Raw genomic sequence first — 18484 nt, forward strand, 5'->3', positions numbered from 1 at the left:
GCGGTAGCCCGTCAGTCCTTCCGGTACGCGTACGCCTCCCCGGCGGCCGCCGCGACCGCGTCCAGATCCGCCCCCGTCGCAGCGGTGACCACGGCGGCCACCGCGCCCTCGACGAACGGCGCGTCCACCAGCCGCGTGCCTTCGGGCAGTTCGTCGCCCTCGGCCAGCAGCGCCTTGACGGTCAGTACGGCGCTTCCGAGGTCCACCAGGACCGCGACACCCGCGCCCTGGTCCACCGTCCGCGCCGCTTCCGTGATCAGTTCCGCGCTGGTCCCGAGGCCGCCGTCCGGAGTGCCGCCCGCCGCCGCGACCGGCGCCTTGACGTCACCGCCCGCCAGGCCGACGGCCAGCCGCGCCACCGACTCGGCCACCGGCCCGCTGTGCGACACCAGCACGACGCCCACGTACGCGGTCTCCGCGCCGCTCACTCGGCCACCCCCTGGTCCGCGGCCTCCGCCAGCGCCGCGAACAGCAGCGCGGACGAGGCCGCCCCCGGATCCTGGTGGCCGATGCTGCGCGCACCGAGATAGCTCGCCCTGCCCTTGCGGGCCTGGAGCGGCACGGTGTCCCGCGCCCCCTGCCCGGCCGCCTCGGCGGCGGCCGCGAAGGACGTGGTCAGCGCCTCGACGCCGGGGTCCAGCGCGTCGAGCATCGTCGCGTCACCGAGCGCGGACCCGCCCAGCTGGGCGACGGCGTCCACCGCGGTGCGCAGCGCCGTCCGCAGCTCGTCGACGGTCACACGTTCCGCCTCGCCGAGCTCCTTGCCCGTACGCCGCAGCAGCGTCCCGTACAGCGGGCCCGACGCGCCGCCCACCGTCGAGATCAACTGCCGCCCGGCGGTCGTCAGCACGGCACCGGGGGTCTGCGGCGGCTCGGCTTCGAGGGTCTTGACGACGGCCGCGAAGCCGCGCTGGAGGTTGCTGCCGTGGTCGGCGTCGCCGATGGCGGAATCCAGGTCGGTCAGGCGGGACGCTTCCCGGTCGACGGAGGCGGCGGCCGCCGTCATCCAGCGCAGGAAGAACCCGGCATCCAGTGCCGTTTCGGACACGAACTGCTCCTCTGGTCGTACGTGCGCGTGCGACGTCATGGCACAGACTCACCTGTGCGGGTGAACGTCTCCACCAGTGTGTACGTCTCCACCAGTCTCTCCGCTACACCGGCGCCTCCGCGATCCGCACCGCCCGCGCGCCCTCAGCGCCCCCACCGCAGCCCCGCCGTCTGCACCGGCGCGTCCCACAGCCGCAGCAGTTCCTCGTCGGCCTGGCACAGCGTCACCGAGCAGCCGGCCATGTCCAGCGAAGTGACGTAATTCCCGAGCAGCGTACGGGCGACCGGCACACCCCGCTCGCCGAGCACCCGGTGGACCTCGGCGCCGAACCCGTACAGCTCCAGCAGCGGCGTACCGCCCATCCCGTTGACCAGCGCCAGCACCGGCCGCCGGGGATTCAGGTCGGCCAGCACCGCGTCCACCGCGTAGTCCGCGATCTCGCGCGCCGTCATCATCGGCCGCCGCTCCCGCCCCGGCTCCCCGTGGATCCCCACGCCCAGCTCCAGCTCACCGGCGGGCAGCTCGAACATCGGGCCGCCCTTGGCCGGCGTGGCGCACGCGCTGAGCGCGACCCCGAAGCTGCGCGAGCACTCGACGACCCGGCGCGCCAGCTCCGCCACCCGCTCCAGCGGCGCGCCTTCCTCGGCCGCCGCCCCCGCGATCTTCTCCACGAACAGGGTGGCCCCGGTACCCCGGCGCCCGGCCGTGTGCAGCGAGTCCGTCACCGCCACGTCGTCGTTCACGAGCACACTGGCGACCCGTACCCCCTCGTCCTCCGCCAGCTCGGCGGCCATCTGGAAGTTCAGCACGTCACCGGTGTAGTTCTTCACGACGAACAACACACCTGCACCACTGTCCACGGCCGCGGCGGCGCGCACCATCTGATCGGGCACCGGCGAGGTGAACACCTCACCGGGACAGGCGGCATCCAGCATCCCCGGCCCGACATACCCCCCGTGCAACGGCTCGTGCCCACTGCCCCCACCCGAAACCAGAGCCACCTTTCCGGCAACCGGCGCGTCCCGCCGCACCACCACCCGGTTCTCGACATCCACCACCAGGTCGGGGTGGGCCGCGGCCATCCCGCGCAGCGCGTCGGCGACGACGGTTTCGGGGACGTTCATGAGCATCTTCATACGGGGCTCCTCGGGTGCTCGAAGGAATCGGCGGTGGCCTACAAGGTTGCAGTTCAGAGGTGGTGTAAGGGCTTGTTGACTCTGGCGGTCTCCGGCGATTGGCGGCGGACTCCGTCGGTACCGATGCTGACCTGATGCTGACTTGCTGACGAGGTGTCAGCTTCCGGACGGGTTACTCAGCGTGACGACCTCAGGATATGTGGAGCCGCTGGAGGTGGCGCAAGGGGTGGAGGCTGGAGGGCGCGAGCCTTGTGCGCGGCGGCGTCTTGGGCGGCGCGTAGTCAAGGTGAGGTGTGTCGCCGGGGGCGGGGGGGGGGCGGTTGGCCGACGCTAGGCGCGGCGCGTAGATCGCCCGCTCCCGGGGGTCCACTCGGGTCTGGCCCGCGCACCTACGGCGGCATGGCCACCGCAACCGGCTCGCTCCCTCCCGCCGCAACATCCTCGCCCACATCCCCGCTTACCTCCGGCGATACCACGCCTACTTCGGCGGCGAGCTGTCTGCTGGTGCCGGGACAAGTGTCTGCGAGCGGAGGTCCTCTCTCAGGCGCGATCCCCGTCGGTGTCCAGCTGCGGCTTACGGGTGGTGATCAGGCCGGGGCCACGCTCGCGGTGAGGTGGGTGACTGGACCGCACCGGGTCCGTCCCTCCGGACAGGCCCGTTCAGGCTTACCAAGATGAGGGGGGCGAGGTGCGGGTGACGACGGAAGGAAGTTGCCCGCTTTCGAGCACCTGCCGCGACAGGGCCAGCCCGAAATGCTCACCAATGGCCTGGAGGGCCCTGCGCTTGGCTTCGTGAGGCGATAGTTCCTCGTCGTCGCCGAGCAGGTCTTCGAGGGAGCCTTCCGGCGCGATGGCCCCGACGGCTTCCAGGGCTGGGCGCAGCAGGCCGGGTTGGGCGCCGCTGGGGTGGTAGCCGGCGCCCAGCTCGAAGTGCAGCTGCAGCTCACCATCGGCGAGGTAGCGGAAGAAGGAGGGCGGGTCGTCCGGCCGTGGGTCGAAGATCAGGACCTCGGCACCGTCTCGGGAGACTGCTGGATCGAGAGCCCACCCTTCGCTGCCTCCGGACTCCACGATGAACGACCAGTCGCCGCTTTTGCCGAGACGGCCGACGCAGTAGATCTGTGCGAGGTCGACCAGGGCGGATGCTTCCCGGCCGGTGAGGGCGGCGCCTGTCTCGACCGGTTCGTTGTCGGATATGCGTTCGGCGAGCTGCTGGGGGCTGAGGCCGCGGGCGCAGGTGATGTAGAGGTCGCCGGCGTTCAGGTGGGTGCCGCGCCAGGCGTCGGCGATCCAGGCAAGATCTTCGGGCACTGCTGGTTTCCTCCGTTCGTGACGTAGAGCGGGTGGGGCACAGCGTAGAACGTGTGCTGTGCTCCACCGGTTGTCAGTGCTCGGTCAGGGCTTGGGGACCGTGCAGGCTACGGTTGCCTTGGATGCGTTGCAGTGCGTGAACTGCGGGAAGCCCACCCAGTACGGGCCCTTGTCCAGCAGCCGGTCCTTGCCTGAGAAGCCCGAGCTGAAGGCCCCGACCGTCGAGGTGGAGTTGATCCAGCCCGACATGGCCGAGCGACCGCATACGTCCTTCCAGCCGTTGGCCGAGGCGACACGATTCGGTGACGCATCACGTGGAGTGTGTGGTGATCGTGGAGCGTGCCGCGAAGAGCGCCTGACCTGCGGGTTTTGCGGGTGCGCATGGTGTGTGGTGTGAGCGATATGGCGGGCGCCTGGCGGTGCTGGTCGGGCTTGACGAGGGTTCGGGCGATCAAACCCGTACGCGGATGGCAACGGGGGCGCCGTGCGGCGAGGACATCGTCCACGCCGACCGGTCCGCAGAGGGCGCTCCCCGCGGGTCAGTCGCGCGACCGGTCCGGGGCGATGGACGGTTCCGCCAAGGTCCACGACGCCAGCAGGCTCAGCGCCTGGGCGGACGCCGATTCGGGTTCGGCGGTGTAGAGGAACAGGGTGGTTTCGCTGTCCCCGGGCAGTGCGAGGGTCTCGTATGCCACCGTGAGTTCGCCGACCAAGGGGTGCCTCAGCCGCTTGGAACCGTGCGTGCGCTGGTGCACGCGGTGCTGCTGCCACCAGTGGTCGAAGTCGTCGCTCAGTTCCCGGAGTTCGGCAACGAGTGCCTGCGTGGCCTGCCGCTCCGATGCGCGGGCCGCGTCCAGGCGCAAGTTCTCCACCGCAGCGCGGGCCTGCGCCTCCCAGTCGACGAACAGTTCGCGCGCGTCCTCGTCGAGGAACAGCCAGCGGGTGTAGTTGCGTTCGGTGGCCGGCATGGCGTCGAAGTCCGCGAACAGGGCTCTGGCCATCCGGTTCGCTCCCAGGACCACGGACCGACGTCCCAGGATGAGGGCGGGGAGGGCGTTGTCCAGGGTGTCCAGCAGCCGGTGGAGCCCGGGGCGGAGGCGCTGGACGCTGGGCGTACGGGCCGGGGTGCGGGTGGCGGTGATGCCGACGAGATCCTTGAGGTGGGCAAGGCTTGCCGCGTCCAGCCTCAGGGCGTGCCCGATGGCTTCGACGACGGCAGGGGACGGGTTGATGGGACGGCCCTGTTCGAGACGGGCGTAGTAATCGGCGGAGACCCCCGCCAGGAGGGCGACTTCCTCTCGCCGGAGTCCCGGTACGCGCCGCACCCGCCCGTCCGGTGGCAGCCCCGCCTGCTCGGGGTCGCACTGGGCACGGGAGCGCCTGAGGAAATCGGCGATTTCACGGTTGACGGAAGCCATGGGAACAAGTCTGTGGCACGAGAAGCGCTGCCGGCCGCCCAAGCTGGGTCTGTCAGTCCTAGTCAGCCGCGGCCCAGGACGCACAGGGCCTGGCATGGCCCCACAAGCCGTTCCGGGGCGATTCACGCTGGAGTCAACGCCGGAACAGCAGCTCTGGTCCGGTTTTCCCTTCAGCACGTACGAAAGAGGAACACTCATGCCTGCCACCACCGCCCCCGCCACCTGGTTCGTCACCGGCGCCTCCCGCGGGATCGGACTGGAGCTGGTCCGGCAGTTGCTCGCCCAGGGCGACAACGTGGCCGCCACCACCCGTTCCACCGAGCGCTTGTCGGCCGCGCTGGGCGGCGCGGCCGACACCAGCCGCCTCCTCGCGCTGAACGTGGACCTGACAGACGAGACGCAGGTCAAGAGCGCCGTGGACCAGGCCACCGAGCGATTCGGCCGCCTCGACGTCGTCGTGAACAACGCCGGTTACGGCTACCTCGCGGCCGTCGAGGAGACCAGCGCCCAGGACGTGCGGGACATGCTCGACGTCCAGGTCGTCGGCGTGTGGAACGTGCTGCGCGCCGCGTTGCCGGTCCTGCGTGAGCAGCGCGGAGGCCGCGTCGTCAACATCTCCTCGATCCTGGGGCTGACCACGATGCCCGGGTGGGCTCTGTACTGCGCGGGCAAGTTCGCGCTGGAGGGGCTGAGCGAGGCGCTCGCCGCCGAGGTCGCCGACTTCGGCATCAAGGTCACCGTCGTCGAGCCCGGCTACTTCCGCACCTCCTTCCTCACCACGGACTCGCTGGCCCTGCCCGCTGAGATCTCGGACCACTACCCGGCCGTACGGACCATGGTCGACCACCACCTCAAGCTCCAGGGACACCAGCTCGGTGACCCGGTCAAGGGAGCCGCAGCCATCATCGAGCGCGCCGGTCTCGACGACGGCCCCCTGCGCCAGCTGCTGGGCTCCGACGCCCACGCCTACGCCAGCGCGAAGGTCGACGCCCTACGGGCCAACCTCGACGCCACCGCGGCCACCGCCCCCGCCACCGACTTCCCCGAAGCCTGAGCACGCGCCGCCCACCCGCGCCGTCCCGGCAGCGCACCGGCAGCCTGGGGCCTCTTGCTCATTCTTGACTCCGGTCGCGTTGCCGGAGACCGCCCTGCATCAGATGCATCGGCAGTCGTGCAACTCCGGGCGGTGGGGGGCGGGCAGACAGAACCGTTTCGTCTCTCCGCCACACGGTCTGCGGCGGAGCCCACGACACCGACCCCCTTCACAACAAGAAAAGAACTGCGGAAGGAACACTTCGATGATCCACCACTGCGTCCGCTTCACCTTCAAACCCGGCACGACACCGGAACAGCTCGAAGACGCCCTTGCCGGCCTGCGCCACCAGGGGGAGGCCATCCCCTCCGTACAGTCCTTCCTTGTCGGCCGCGACCACGGCGGCGTATACGAGTGGGGTGCCACCTTCCAGATAGCGGACCTGGAGGGCTACTGGGAGTACCTCGTCCACCAGGCCCACCGTCGCACCGACGAGATCGGGCTGCCCCTGGTCGACCAGTTCGTCTCCTTCGACATCACTGACGACCCCGACCCCGAGACCGGCAAGCGGATCGCCGCCCTCCACCAGCGGCGTTTCGACACCGACCCCGGCCTCACCGAACTCGTCTCCCACATCAACCGGTACGAAGGGAGCGCCGCCCCCGGCCCCCACTCCACCTGACCCGCCAACGGGCGACGGGGCGGCGGCCGTACCGATCGGACAGGCCCCCGGGGAGGGGGACGGTGACGACCGCCACGGCCCCGTACGCGGCTTCCCGCAAGGAGGGTCATGCACCGTGCCCGGCGCACTCCCGTTCCCGTTGCTCTTCCCATTCCTCTTCCCGCTCCTTTTCGCGTACGGCGGCCTGCGCGAGGGTGGTTCCGGTCCGGCGGGACGGGCGTATGAGCAGCGTGACGAGCAGGGCGATCCCGCACACTCCGGCGGCGATGAGCGTCGTCGTGTGCATGGCGCTGAGGAACGTCGGCGCGGCGGCCTCCGTCGCCGCGGGATCGCCCGTGCCCAGGGCCGAGGCGAGCGACTCCGCCGCGGTCCGGCGGACGTCTGCCGGGCTGTCCGTGAGCCGGTCGGTCATCATGTCCGAGTACCGGGACCACAGGGCCGACCCGAGAACCGCCACCCCGAGCGCGCTGCCCAGCTGGCGAAGGGTGTTCAGCAGTGCCGACCCCGCTCCCGCCCGGTCCGTGGGGACGGAGGAGGTGGCCAAGGTGGTGCCGGGTGCCAGGACGAGTGCGAAGCCGAGTTGCAGGGCGAACGCGTCCAGGGCGAACCAGCCGGGGCTGGTGCGAGCGCCCAGCCCGGTCACGCCGGCGAACGCCACACCCATGAGCGCGATGCCGGCGGCGATCGTCGTCCGGGCGCCGAACCGTTGGGTCGCCCGCTGTGACAGCGGGGCTCCGGCCACCAGGCCCGCCGACAGCGGGATGAAGAGCAGCCCTGTCTGCAACGGCGTGTCACCGCGCACCTGTTGCAGGTAGAAGGTGGTGAAGTACAGGTAGCCGAAGACGACGAAGGAGCCGAGCGTCAGGGCCACCGCGGCGGCGGTGAACGAGGAGTGCTGGAAGAGGCGTACGTCCAGGAGCGGCTCCCGGTGCCGTACCTCGGCCAGCACGAGTACGGCCAGCACAGCCAGGCCGACGACCGCGGGCAGCCAGGTCCCCAGGTAGGCCCAGCCGTCGTCGGTGGCGTGCACCACTCCGAACACGAGCAGGCCGATACCTGCCAGGGAAGCGGCGACGGGCACCATGCGCAGCCGTCCGACGCCGCTCGCCGGTGTCTTCGGAACCCACGCCCAGGTCGCGGCGAGGCCGAGGAGCGCGAACAACGCGACGAGTTCGAGGACGGAGCCCCACCACATGCCCGCGCTCAGCAGCGCGCCCCCGAGAAGCGGGCCGAGCGAGATGGACAGCCCTGACGCGGCCGCCCACGAGGCGATGGCCCGAGCCCGGCGCTCGGGCGGGAAGATCCGCAGGATCACCGCAAGAGTGGCGGGCATGATGGCGGCCGCGGCCACGCCCATGAGCGCGCGGAGGACGATGATGCCCAGGGCCGAATCGAGAAACCCGGCCACTGCCGTCGTCCCGGCGAAGGCGGCCGTTCCCCAGGTCAGAAGGCGCTTCAGGCCGAGCCTGTCGCCGGCGCTTCCGGCCACGGGCAGGAAGCCGGCGAAGGTGAGGGTGTAGGCGTTCAGGAACCATTGCTGTTCGGTGTTGCTCGCACCGAGTTCGTTCTGCATCGTGGGCAGCGCCACGTTGAGGATGGTGCTGCCCAGCAGCACCGCCGAAACCGTGAGCGTGAGCGCGCACAGCGCACGGAAGGGACGGACGGTGGGCTGCCGGGCCTGTCTTGTCTGTCTTGCCTGTCTTGCCTGTCTGGTCTGTTCGGCCTGGCCGGTCTGCCCGGTGCTGGTCATCGCGCGCGTTCCCGCTCTCCGCCGGGCAGGGCGACCACGCACTCGACCTCGATCAGGAACTCCGGGGCGAACAGCTGCGCCACACCCACCAGGGTCGACGAGGGCGGCGGCGAACCGTGCAGGGCCGCCAGAATGCCGGGGGTCAGATGCGGCTCGTGGTCCACGACGTAGATCGTCTCCTTGACGATGTCCTGCCGCTGCGCGCCGAGGGCGTCGAGCAGGCGGTCGATCCGGCGGGCCACTTGCGCGGCCTGCGCCACATGATCGCCTTCTCCCACGACGCGGCCCTCCTCGTCCCAGGCCACCTGGCCGCTGAGGAACGCCAGTTGGCGGCCGACCGGGACGGATATCTGGCTGACCAGGTCCGGAAGGCCGTAGACGCCTTCCGGTTCGATGCGGTGAATCATGCGAGGTCCCCTTCGAGCTGTACGGGTGCGGGCTGCGGATCGTGGAGGGCGGCGACGGCGTGCGCGGCCCCGGCCGTCAGAGCGGCCGCGTCGGTGTCGTCCGAGGCCCATGCCACGTACCCGTCCGGCCGTATCAGGGCGGCGCTGACGCCGGCCCATGCCGGACGGGACTGTTCGGCCGGCTGCGGGCACCGGTACGGGGTGCAGGAGGCGGCGGCGCGGTCGGCAGAGCGGCCGTCGGTGTCGAAGCCGTCGAAGCCGTCGACGCGCGCGAAGTCGATGAGCAGGGGGCGCCCGTCCCGCAGGAAGTCGAACAGGTTCTCCGTGTGCGAGAGCTTCAGGTTCGGCGCCCGGCAGCCCGCGAGCGGATGGCGCCGGCCGGGCAGGGTGTACGCCACCGACAACCCGGACAGACGCTGCGCCAGGGCGTCGTTGAGCTGCGGCTGCTCCGCGATCAGCTTGCCCAGCAGGGACCGCAGCGCGGCTCCCTGCGGCGAGAAGACGGACATGATCGCGGTCTGCGCCTGGGTGTGCTCGATCGTGTCCTCTCCCACCGGGTGCCGCTCTTGGTGGTAGGTGTCCAGCAGCGCGTCCGTCGCCCGCCCGCTCACGGCCGCCGCCAGCTTCCAGCCGAGGTTCATCGCGTCCTGCACGCCCACGTTCAGCCCCACGCCGCCCATCGGCATGTGCTGATGCGCCGCGTCACCCGCCAGCAGGACACGGCCCTTGCGGTAGTGCCGGGCCACCCGGCTGCTGTTGCTGTAGCGGGACAGCCAGGAGGGGCTGTGCATCCCGTAGTCCGTGCCGGCGACGCGCCGCACCCGCTCCCGCAGCTCCTCCAGGGTGAGGTCGCCCGGCCAGTCGTCACGAAGGTCCTCGGGCGAGTGCACCACGATCCGGTGCCGGCCACCGGACAACGGTACGAGCATGAACGTGCCCCGCTCCGTCCACCTGCTCGTGACCGGGCCCGACGGCGGGTCGTCGAGCACCACATCGCCCAGCGCCCCGAGGGCCGTGAACGGGGTTCCCTCGAAATCGACCCCCGCGCAGCGGCGCACCGTGCTGCGCGTGCCGTCGCACCCGACCGCGTACGCGGCATCGAGCACGTAGGCACCGCCCGGACCTTCGACCGACACGGTCACCGTGTCACCGGTGTCCACGCAGTCCGTCACCCGGTGCCCGCGGCGGACGTCCGCGCCCAGGGACACGGCCCGGGCCTGGAGCAGTTCCGTGGTGCGCGCCTGCGGGATCGTGAGCGTGTAGGGGAAGTCGGTGTCCAGCCCGGCGAAGTCGAGGCGGTCGTCGAGGACCGCGAAGTGTCCGCTGGGTATCCGGCCGCCCTCGGCCAGCAGTTCCTGGTGCGCTCCGCGGAGAGCGAAGGTCTCGATCGTACGGGCGTGGACCGTCAGCGCCCGGGAGTTCGGATCGATCCCCGGCTCCTGCTCCAGGACCACGGTGGGGACGCCGGCCAGCCGCAGTTCGCAGGCGAGCCACATGCCCGTCGGTCCGCCACCGGCGATGACGACGCTTTTCTCCATGCCACACCTCTCTATCACTGACCAAGTAGATTGTCGGAGCCAGGTATACTCGATCAGTGACCAAGAAACAAGCTGCCGCCCCCGCCAAGGTCGGGATCACCCTCGACCACGTGGTCGGCGCGGCGTTCGACGTACTGGACCGAGGCGGTGTCGCCAAGCTCTCCACCCGCGCCATCGCGGCCGAGCTCGGGGTCAGCATGAACACCGTCATGTGGCACATCCGCACCAAGGACCGGCTTCTGGACACCATGGCCGAGGCCGTCTTCGGCGAGGTCGGCCTGGAAGACCTGCCCGAGGACTGGCACGACCAGGCGGCCGAACTGCTCGGGCGGCTGCGCGAGGCGATGCTCGGTCACCGCGACGGCGCCCTGCTCGTCGCAGGCACCTTCCCCGCCGAGCCCCGCACTCTCGCCTTCACCGACCGCCTGCTGACCGCCCTCCTGCGCGGCTGCCCCACCCGCAGGACAGCCGCTTGGACGGCCTGGAACCTCTTCTACTTCACCCTGGGCCTGGTCCAGGAGGAACAGGCGGCACCCGTCGACGACCGCGACCGCCTGCGCGCCCACGTGGCCGAGCGCCGGCTCCCCGGACTCGACTCGGCGCTGGAGGACTTCATGTCCGTCGACTTCGAGGCCCGCTTCCACTTCGGCATCAGGCAGCTCCTCCGCTCCGCCGCGACCGAAGCGGCACCCGAGCACTGAGCTGTGCCGAACCGAGGCCCACGGGGTCACGAGGACGGGCGCGGACTGCGGTTCGTGGGCAGTGACGTGACGATGGGGGCTTTTTGAGTGCCGTCGCAGTCAGCAGTGACGCGGCCGCCGGGGTCGGAGCGGCTGGTACGCGGGGCCGCCAAAGCTGAGCGCGGCCCCCGCCGTCGCGGGTGCTCGGGAGCGTGCCGATGGCGGCATCGGCCGCGCTTGTGGGGTGGGGCGAGGCTTCACTGTCGCTGTTCGGGCCATGACCGCCCCTGTGTGCCGCGCGCATGCCGCAATCCGTGATCCGTGATCCGTGATCCGTGATCCGTGATCCGTCCTTGGTCACTGGCCCGGAGGATGTACATCCAGCATGACCTGCCACCAGCCCCCGCAGGCGCCCCTGGCGGACCCTGCGCAACAGTGGACCCGGCAGATCAGGACTCGCAGACCCACGCGGGAAACACCCACGCCCGTGATACGGCAAGGCATGGCCAACAACCATCGTGTCCTCGTCGGCGTGACGGCCGCGCCGTCACGGCGGCAAAGCCGGAGCGCGCGAAGACTCCCCGGTCCTTGTTCGCCGACTGGGAGGACCAGGCGCGGGCCGCGGTGGAAAGCCTGCGTTCGGAGGGGGGACGGGGCGCGGACGACCAGGCCACGAACGATCACGTCGCAGAGCTGCGCGGAAAGAGCACGGATTTCGACCACTGGTGGGAAAGCACCGGGTCCACTGCCCCTACCTGGGCTTTCCCGCGCGTTGGCCTCAAAAAACGGTGTGACACCGCCTCCCTTAGGGTGAGTTGAACAGACAGCCTCGGGACGTTCGTTGCGAAGAAAGGGGCCCTGGAGCCGATGGAGCCGATGGAGCCGATGGAGCCGAGCGATCTCGTATGGCATGACGCGGTCGGCCTCGCGAGGCTGATCGCAGCGGGCACGGTGAGCGCCGTAGAGGTGGTGGCCGCCCATCTCGACCGGATCGAGGCGGTCGCGGACCGGGTGAACGCCTTCGTGACCGTGCTCGGTGAACAGGCTCTGCACGCCGCCGCGCGACCGGCCGGAGGCCCGCTCGGCGGAGTTCCTTTCACGGTCAAGGACTCCTTCGACACCGCAGGGGCGCCCACCACCCGGGGATCGAGGCTCTTCGCCGACCGGGTGCCCGACACCGATGCCACCGTGGTGGCCCGCCTGCGGCAGGCCGGCGGCATCCTGCTGGCCAAGACGAACCTGCCGGAGATGTCCTACTGGACCGAGACGGACAACCGCCTGACCGGCAGGTCCTTGAACCCCTACGATCCGCAGCGCACTCCCGGGGGCTCCAGCGGCGGAGAGTCGGCGGCCATCGCGAGCGGGCTCTCACCGCTCGGCATCGGGAGCGACGTCGCCATCTCCGTACGCGGGCCCGCCGCCGACACGGGAATCGCATCGATCAAACCGACCCACGGCAGGGTGCCCATGACCGGCCACTTCCCCGCCGTGCCGCGCCGCTGGTGGCACGCCGGCCCCATGGCCCGCAGCGTGCGCGACCTGCGCCTGGCCCTCTCCCTCATGGAAGGGCCCGACGGCAGCGACCCCTACGCCGTGGCGCTGCCCGCCGCAGACCGCCCCCTCGGCAGAGGCCGGCTGCGCATCGGCTGGACCGCCTCAGCGTTCGGCGCGGCCGACCAGCAGGTCGCCGCTACGGTCGCCGCGGCGGCCACGGCACTGACCGAGCTCGGCCACGACGTCCGGGAGGACGAGCTGCCCTGGCTCGCCGAGCGGGACTGCACCCTGCTGTCGGCGACGCTGTTTCCCGCAGAGGTACGGCCCGCCCTGCGCGCCGTCACCGCCGGCCGCGAGACGGAGGTGCACCCGGTCATCGCGGCCACCCTGAAGTCCGCCGAGGTCCCGCTGGCCGACTACGTCGCCGCCGAACACGAAGTGGAGCACCTGCGCACACGATTCGCCGCATGGTTCGCCGACCACGACGTCCTGCTGTGCCCCGTAACCCCCTTTCCCGCACCGCCTCATGGCCGCAGCCGCCTCGACGTGGACGGTGTCTCCCTGCCCGCCCGCGCGGTGATGCGCGCGACCGTACCGTTCAACCTGACCGGCCTGCCCGCCGTCGCACTCCCCTTCGGCGCCACCGACGACGGCCTGCCGCTCGGCGTCCAGATGGTCAGCCGATGGTGGACCGACACCCTCCTCCTCGACCTCGCGGAGCGCCTGGAGAAGGCCAGCCCCGTCCGCGGCCGCCGACCCGCCTTCTGAGCGGTCGTTTCCTACCGAGGTTTCATCCTGCTACGCGGCTTTGATCCGGTGATGCCGGGTCACGTCGCGGCAGGAGATGCTGGTCTCACCGGCCGTAGAGACCGTGGCGTAGGTCAGCGGGCGGCCGCGCAGGCGGCCCCAGAGGCTGACGGATACGTAGCCGGAGCGGAGGCGCGCCCTCGGGTTCCGTCCAGGAGGTACATCCGAGATCACGCTGAGTATGTCCATGGCGAACCGGTTCGAAGGCAGCAGGGTGCTTGATGGCCCTAGTCGGGGACGCATGCTGCCTGTTTGCTGACCGGCAGCACCTCGTAGCCCTCGTGACCTGCGAAAATGCCCTGTTCCAAGACATTCATGAGCGTCTTCACGGGGGCTCCTCGGCAGCTGGGAGGAAAGGGACTGACGGCGCGATACCTCGGTGTGCATTACTCGGGATGTGCGGCAGGACCCGAGGCGACGCAAGGTCTGTCTGCCCCCATGTCGGCCCGAGGGCCCCGACCGCGCTGCGGTCGGGGCCCTGGCCTGCGGTGCAGGGGTGGTCAGCTGACGCGGGCGCTCAGCGGTACGGGTGTCAGGCGGCCGATGGCGGCCGAGCCGTCGTCGGACTGGGTGCCCGGCTCGGCGTCGGCCAGGGCGCGGATGCCGATGGTGTAGATCAGTGCGGTCTTGTCCGTCGTGCCGGTGTTGACGTGCGGGTTGGAGGAGATGATCAGTGTCCGGCCGTTGTCCTCCAGGGTGGTGTCGAGGTTCCCGGTGACGGCGGGCTGGACGTAGTAGTAGCCGTAGGAGGCGCCGCCGGTGAAGGCGAAGCCGGTGGGAGCGGTGAAGCGCTGCTCGATGGTGCCGGGGTTGACCGGCTGGTCGTTGAGCGAGCGGATCTCCAGGTTGAAGGTGGTGGACTGGCCGGGGGCGGCCTGCGGCACGCTCTCCTGGTGGGCCCGCAGCGCGGTCTCGTTCTGCGCGGAGCCGCTGACGATGCCGGTGAGCTGGACGGGTGTGTGCCTGCCGATGCTGGCCGAGCCGTTCTGGTAGGTCCCGGCCGTGGCGTCGGGCCGGGCCTGGACGGGGATGGTGTAGTACAGCGGGCCGGTGTCGCTGCTGGTGGTGTTGACGTGCGGGTTGGCGGTGACGATCAGGGTGCGGCCGCCGTCCTCGATCCGGTAGTCGAGGTTGCCCGAGATCACGCCCTGGGCGGTGTTGTAGTACGCGTAGGTGGGCTGGCCGGGGAAGGTGAACCCGGTCGGCGCGGTGAAGCGCTGGACGATGTCCCCGGGGTTGACGGGCTGGCTGCCGGCCGAGTCGAACTTGACGTTGAACGCGGTGCGCTGGCCAGGTGCCACCTGGGGGACGGTGTCCTGGGTGATGGCCAGTGCCCGTTCGTCGGTGGGCGGCGGCGGGACGACGACGATGACCGGCAGCGTGTAGGTGTTGTCCTTGAGGTTGAGGTCGCCGCTGTACTGGATCTCCAGGGTGGAGGTGTACTGGCCGGGAGGCGCGTCGCCGGGGACGGTGATGCGGAACACGCCGTCGAGCGAACCCTGTTGGGGCTGGAGCTGCTGCCCGGGGAAGGTGCGGGTCAGGCGCTGGCCGGTGGTGCCCGCCGGGCCGCGCAGTCCGTCGGCGAGGGTGAGGACGACGGTCACGTACTGGCCGTCGGCCGGGTGGGGGCCGCGGTTCTTGATGCGGGCGCCGAGGTCGAACTCGTGACCGGTCTGGACCGAGGGCGAGCTGACGACCTCGCCGTACAGGTCGGCGGTGGGCGGGGGCGGCGGGGTCATGGTGGCGACCGAGGTCACGCCGCGCACGCGCGCGTTGCTGCCGTCGGCGATGTAGAGGTTCCCTGCGCGGTCCAGCGCGACGCCGCGGGGGTTGTAGAGCCGGGTCGAGATGGCGGGCCCGCCGTCGTCCACGTACCCGGCGGTACCGGTGCCCGCGATCGTGGTGATGATGCCGTCCGCGGTGACCTTGCGGACCCGCTGGTTCGACTGGTCCCCGATGTAGAGGTTCCCCGCGTCGTCGAGCGTGACGAAGAGGGGGTAGTTGAGCTGCGAGGACGTCGCGGGGCCGCCGTCGGAGGTGTAGCCGGCGGTGCCGGTGCCCGCGACGGTGGTGATGGTGCCCTGCGGCGTCACCTTGCGCACGCGGTGGTTGGAGCTGTCCCCGATGTACAGGTTCCCGGCGGAGTCGGTCGCGACCCCGGACGGGTTGTAGAGCTTGGTGGCGGTGGCGGGGCCGCCGTCGGAGACGTACCCGGCCTGCCCGTTGCCCGCGACGGTGGTGATGATCCCCCGCGCGTCGACCTTGCGGACCCGGTGGTTGTAGAAGTCGCCGATGTACAGGTTGCCGTCACGGTCCACCGTCACCCCGGCCGGGGCGTTGAGCTGGGTGGCGGTGGCGGGCCCGCCGTCGGACACGTAACCGCCGATCCCGTTGCCCGCGACGGTGGTGATGATGCCGTTCGGGTCCACCTTGCGGACCCGGTGGTTCCACAGATCCGCGATGTAGAGGTTGCCCGCGTCGTCGACCGCTACTCCGCTCGGCTCGTAGAGCTTGGTGGCGGTGGCGGGCCCGCCGTCGGAGACGTACCCGGCCTGGCCGTTGCCCGCGACGGTGGTGATGATCCCCTGTGGGGTCACCTTGCGGACCCGGTGGTTGTACCGGTCGGCGATGTACAGGTTCCCGTTCTTGTCCAGCGCCACGTCGTGCGGCCAGTTGAGCTGGGTGAGGGTGGCGGGTCCGCCGTCGGACAGGTACCCGGCGGTGCCGTTGCCCGCCACCGTGGCGATGCATCCTTGCGCGATACCCGCGGGCTGCGGGCCGCTTCCCGGAGTGGTCTCGGTTGCCATGCGGACTCCCGTCGAGGTCAGAGGACCTGGGCTGACAGCGGTATGGGCGCGAGGCGGCCGATGACGGCCTGGCCGTCGTCGTGCCGGGCGCCGGGGGTCGCGTTGGGCAGGGCGCGGATGCCGATGGTGTAGATCAGCGCCGTCTTGTCGGTGGTCCCGGTGTTCAGGTGCGGGTTGGAGCTGATGACGAGGGTCCGGTCGCTGTCCTCCAGCCGGGCGTCCAGGTTGCCGGTCACGTACGGCGTCACGAAGTAGTAGCCGTACGAGGCGCTGCCGGTGAAGGCGAAGCCGGTGGGGGCGGTGAGGCGCTGCTCGATGGTGCCGGGGTTGACCGGCTGGCTGCCCAGCGACCGCAGCTCCAGGTTGAACGTGGTGTGCTGGCCCGGTGTGGCCGAGGGCACCGACTCCTGCACCACCCGCAGCGCCGTCTCGTCCTGGGCGGTCCCCGAGATGACACCGGAGAGCTGGACCGGGGTGTGCCGGCCGACGCTCGCCGAGCCGTTGTCGTACCGTCCCGGCACGGCGTCGGCGCGGGCCTGCACCGGAAGGGTGTAGATCACCGATCCGGTGTCGCTGGTGGTGGTGTTGACGTGTGGGTTGGCGGTGACGAGCAGCGTCCGTCCGCCGTCCAGGACGCTGTGGGTCAGGTCCCCGGAGATGACGCCGTGGATGGTCTCGTAGTACGCGTAGGTGGGGCGGCCGGTGAAGAGGAACCCGGTCGGTGCGGTGAAGCGCTGGACGATCGTGCCGGGGTTGACCGGCTGACCTGCGGCCGAGGTGTAGCGCAGGTTCAGGACGGTCTGCTGGCCCGGCGCGACCTGCGGGACGGTGTCCTGGAAAATCGTCAGTGCGGTCTCGTCCGCCACCGGGTCGGGCACCACGATCGTGACAGGCAGGGTGTACGCGTTGTCCTTGAGGTTGAGGTCGCCGCCGTACTGGATCTCCAGCGTGGAGAGGTAGGTGCCGGGCGGGGTGCTCGCCGGTGCGGTCACCCGGAACACGCCGTCCAGCGTGCCCTGCTGGGACAGCAGCTGCTGAGCGGAGAAGGTGCGGGTGAGGCGCCGGCCGCTGGTGCCCGGGCCGCCGACGAGGCCGTCGGCCAGGTTCAGCACCACGGTGACGTACTGTCCGTCGGCCGGGTTGGGGCCGCGGTTGCGGATCCGCGCGCCCAGGTCGAATTCCTGCTCGCGCTGCACGCGGTAGGGGCTGACGACCTCGCCGTACAGGTCGGCGGCCGGCGGGGGCGGCGGCGTCATCTGCGCCACGGCCGTCACGCCGCGCACGCGGTGGTTGTGGCTGTCCGCGATGTACAGGTTGCCGGCCCGGTCCAGGGCTATGCCGTAGGGGTGGTACAGCCGGGTGCCCGCGGCGGGTCCGCCGTCGTCCACGTAACCGGCCTGGCCGTTGCCCGCGACGGTGGTGATGATGCCGTCCGAGGTGACCTTGCGGATGCGGTGGTTGTGCCCGTCGCCGATGTACAGGCTGCCGGCCTCGTCCAGCGCCAGGCCCCACGGGTAGTGGAGACGGGTGCCGAGGGCGGGCCCGCCGTCGGAGATGTATCCGGCGGTGCCGTTGCCCGCGACGGTGGTGATGATGCCGTTCGGGGTGACCTTGCGGATGCGGTGGTTGTGCCGGTCGGCGATGTACAGGCTTCCCTCGCCGTCCGCCACCAGCCCCATGGGGTAGTAGAGCCGGGTCGAGATCGCGGGTCCGCCGTCGGAGATGTATCCGGCGGTGCCGTTGCCCGCGACGGTGGTGATGATGCCGTTGGGACCGACCTTGCGGACCCGGTGGTTGCCGTAGTCCGAGATGAAGAGGTTGCCCGAGCGGTCGACGGTCAGCGCGTGGGGGTAGTGGAGCCGGGTGGCGAGGGCGGGTCCGCCGTCGGAGATGTACCCGGCCTCGCCGTTGCCCGCGACGGTGGTGATGATGCCGTTCGGGGTGACCTTGCGGACGCGGTGGTTGTTGGTGTCCGCGATGTAGAGGTTGCCCGCGTCGTCCAGGGCCACGTCCGCGGGGTAGTGGAGCCGGGTGGCGAGGGCGGGTCCGCCGTCGGAGATGTATCCGGCGGTGCCGTCTCCGGCGACGGTGGTGATGTTCCCGTTCGGGGTGACCTTGCGGACGCGGTGGTTGTACCGGTCGGCGATGAACAGGTTGCCGTTCTTGTCGACGGCCACCCCGTGGGGGTAGTGGGTCCGGGTCAGCGCGCCGTGCCCGCCGTCGGAGATGAATCCGGCCACGCCGTTGCCCGCGACGGTGGCTATCGATCCGTCGAGCAGGCCCGCGGGCTGCGGACCGGCGCCTGTGCTGGATGCGGTGGTCATGATTGCTGCTCCTGTCGTGGATCGGAGGACGTGCGGGGACAGCGGTACG

Annotated in this window: 15 protein-coding genes; 5 read left to right on the plus strand and 10 right to left on the minus strand. The window is 70.8% G+C overall.

All coding sequences use genetic code 11. The features are described 5' to 3' along the window. Positions 1-11 precede the first annotated feature (11 nt). The 5 genes from JXZ78_RS12595 to JXZ78_RS12615 all read right to left on the minus strand — a co-directional run bounded on the left by JXZ78_RS12595 (position 12) and on the right by JXZ78_RS12615 (position 4913). Positions 12-428, minus strand: a complete 417-nt coding sequence (locus JXZ78_RS12595) for a PTS-dependent dihydroxyacetone kinase phosphotransferase subunit DhaM (protein WP_030017527.1) — start codon at positions 426-428, stop codon at positions 12-14. Continuing rightward, positions 425-1048, minus strand: coding sequence for a dihydroxyacetone kinase subunit DhaL (gene dhaL / locus JXZ78_RS12600; RefSeq protein ID WP_030017526.1), 624 nt, complete (start codon positions 1046-1048; stop codon positions 425-427). Before dhaL ends, JXZ78_RS12595 begins: the two co-directional genes overlap by 4 nt. Before the next feature lie 143 nt (positions 1049-1191). Further along, complete coding sequence (gene dhaK, locus JXZ78_RS12605) at positions 1192-2184, minus strand: dihydroxyacetone kinase subunit DhaK (RefSeq protein WP_030017525.1); 993 nt, start codon at positions 2182-2184, stop codon at positions 1192-1194. Positions 2185-2850: 666 nt separating this feature from the next. Beyond that, complete coding sequence (locus JXZ78_RS12610) at positions 2851-3495, minus strand: DUF6461 domain-containing protein (protein ID WP_030017524.1); 645 nt, start codon at positions 3493-3495, stop codon at positions 2851-2853. 539 nt (positions 3496-4034) lie between these two features. Continuing rightward, complete coding sequence (locus JXZ78_RS12615; protein WP_030017522.1) at positions 4035-4913, minus strand: helix-turn-helix domain-containing protein; 879 nt, start codon at positions 4911-4913, stop codon at positions 4035-4037. Between the two features lie 196 nt (positions 4914-5109). Here JXZ78_RS12615 and JXZ78_RS12620 point away from each other — a divergent pair, with 196 nt between their 5' ends. Then, the gene (locus JXZ78_RS12620; protein ID WP_030017521.1) at positions 5110-5967 is read left to right on the plus strand and encodes an SDR family oxidoreductase; all 858 of its coding nucleotides are present in this window, start codon (positions 5110-5112) and stop codon (positions 5965-5967) included. A 244-nt stretch (positions 5968-6211) separates the two neighbouring features. After that, a complete protein-coding gene (locus tag JXZ78_RS12625) occupies positions 6212-6628 on the plus strand; it encodes a Dabb family protein (protein ID WP_030017520.1) in 417 nt (138 codons plus the stop codon). 106 nt (positions 6629-6734) lie between these two features. Here the strand turns inward: JXZ78_RS12625 and JXZ78_RS12630 are convergent, their stop codons facing one another. The 3 genes from JXZ78_RS12630 to JXZ78_RS12640 are packed head-to-tail and all read right to left on the minus strand — an operon-like array spanning position 6735 to position 10323. Next, entirely contained in the window at positions 6735-8378 is a 1644-nt protein-coding gene (locus JXZ78_RS12630) for an MFS transporter (RefSeq protein ID WP_078623931.1), read from the minus strand. After that, the gene (locus JXZ78_RS12635; protein WP_033037016.1) at positions 8375-8785 is read right to left on the minus strand and encodes a RidA family protein; all 411 of its coding nucleotides are present in this window, start codon (positions 8783-8785) and stop codon (positions 8375-8377) included. The genes JXZ78_RS12630 and JXZ78_RS12635 overlap by 4 nt, the downstream gene beginning before the upstream one ends. Beyond that, positions 8782-10323 (minus strand): FAD-dependent monooxygenase, encoded by a 1542-nt coding sequence (locus tag JXZ78_RS12640; RefSeq protein ID WP_050502004.1) that lies wholly within the window; start codon positions 10321-10323, stop codon positions 8782-8784. The genes JXZ78_RS12635 and JXZ78_RS12640 overlap by 4 nt, the downstream gene beginning before the upstream one ends. A gap of 56 nt (positions 10324-10379) precedes the next feature. Here JXZ78_RS12640 and JXZ78_RS12645 point away from each other — a divergent pair, with 56 nt between their 5' ends. The 3 genes from JXZ78_RS12645 to JXZ78_RS12655 all read left to right on the plus strand — a co-directional run bounded on the left by JXZ78_RS12645 (position 10380) and on the right by JXZ78_RS12655 (position 13265). Next, positions 10380-11024, plus strand: coding sequence for a TetR/AcrR family transcriptional regulator C-terminal domain-containing protein (locus JXZ78_RS12645; RefSeq protein ID WP_030017516.1), 645 nt, complete (start codon positions 10380-10382; stop codon positions 11022-11024). A gap of 351 nt (positions 11025-11375) precedes the next feature. Continuing rightward, positions 11376-11822 carry an MmyB family transcriptional regulator gene (locus tag JXZ78_RS41045; RefSeq protein ID WP_157851444.1) on the plus strand — a complete coding sequence of 149 codons (447 nt, stop codon included), beginning with the start codon at positions 11376-11378 and terminating at the stop codon, positions 11820-11822. Positions 11823-11870: 48 nt separating this feature from the next. Then, positions 11871-13265: an amidase gene (locus JXZ78_RS12655; protein ID WP_238783067.1), complete on the plus strand. Its 1395-nt coding sequence runs from the start codon at positions 11871-11873 to the stop codon at positions 13263-13265. 539 nt (positions 13266-13804) lie between these two features. On the opposite strand, the gene JXZ78_RS12660 is transcribed toward JXZ78_RS12655, so the two are convergent. Together JXZ78_RS12660 and JXZ78_RS12665 are read right to left on the minus strand one after the other, a co-directional pair. After that, positions 13805-16111, minus strand: coding sequence for an NHL repeat-containing protein (locus JXZ78_RS12660; protein WP_238783068.1), 2307 nt, complete (start codon positions 16109-16111; stop codon positions 13805-13807). 17 nt (positions 16112-16128) lie between these two features. After that, complete coding sequence (locus JXZ78_RS12665) at positions 16129-18435, minus strand: NHL repeat-containing protein (RefSeq protein WP_238783069.1); 2307 nt, start codon at positions 18433-18435, stop codon at positions 16129-16131. Positions 18436-18484: the final 49 nt, after the last annotated feature.

Source organism: Streptomyces monomycini (assembly GCF_022271435.1).
Taxonomy (GTDB): Bacteria; Actinomycetota; Actinomycetes; order Streptomycetales; family Streptomycetaceae; genus Streptomyces; species Streptomyces monomycini.

Excerpts from the sequence above, each read along its gene's own strand:
- dhaK (WP_030017525.1), bottom strand. The coding sequence starts at position 2,184 with ATGAAGATGCTCATGAACGTCCCCGAAACCGTCGTCGCCGACGCGCTG.
- JXZ78_RS12615 (WP_030017522.1), bottom strand. The coding sequence starts at position 4,913 with ATGGCTTCCGTCAACCGTGAAATCGCCGATTTCCTCAGGCGCTCCCGT.
- JXZ78_RS12620 (WP_030017521.1), top strand. The coding sequence starts at position 5,110 with ATGCCTGCCACCACCGCCCCCGCCACCTGGTTCGTCACCGGCGCCTCC.
- JXZ78_RS12625 (WP_030017520.1), top strand. The coding sequence starts at position 6,212 with ATGATCCACCACTGCGTCCGCTTCACCTTCAAACCCGGCACGACACCG.
- JXZ78_RS12630 (WP_078623931.1), bottom strand. The coding sequence starts at position 8,378 with ATGACCAGCACCGGGCAGACCGGCCAGGCCGAACAGACCAGACAGGCA.
- JXZ78_RS12635 (WP_033037016.1), bottom strand. The coding sequence starts at position 8,785 with ATGATTCACCGCATCGAACCGGAAGGCGTCTACGGCCTTCCGGACCTG.
- JXZ78_RS12640 (WP_050502004.1), bottom strand. The coding sequence starts at position 10,323 with ATGGAGAAAAGCGTCGTCATCGCCGGTGGCGGACCGACGGGCATGTGG.
- JXZ78_RS41045 (WP_157851444.1), top strand. The coding sequence starts at position 11,376 with ATGTACATCCAGCATGACCTGCCACCAGCCCCCGCAGGCGCCCCTGGC.
- JXZ78_RS12655 (WP_238783067.1), top strand. The coding sequence starts at position 11,871 with ATGGAGCCGATGGAGCCGATGGAGCCGAGCGATCTCGTATGGCATGAC.
- JXZ78_RS12660 (WP_238783068.1), bottom strand. The coding sequence starts at position 16,111 with ATGGCAACCGAGACCACTCCGGGAAGCGGCCCGCAGCCCGCGGGTATC.
- JXZ78_RS12665 (WP_238783069.1), bottom strand. The coding sequence starts at position 18,435 with ATGACCACCGCATCCAGCACAGGCGCCGGTCCGCAGCCCGCGGGCCTG.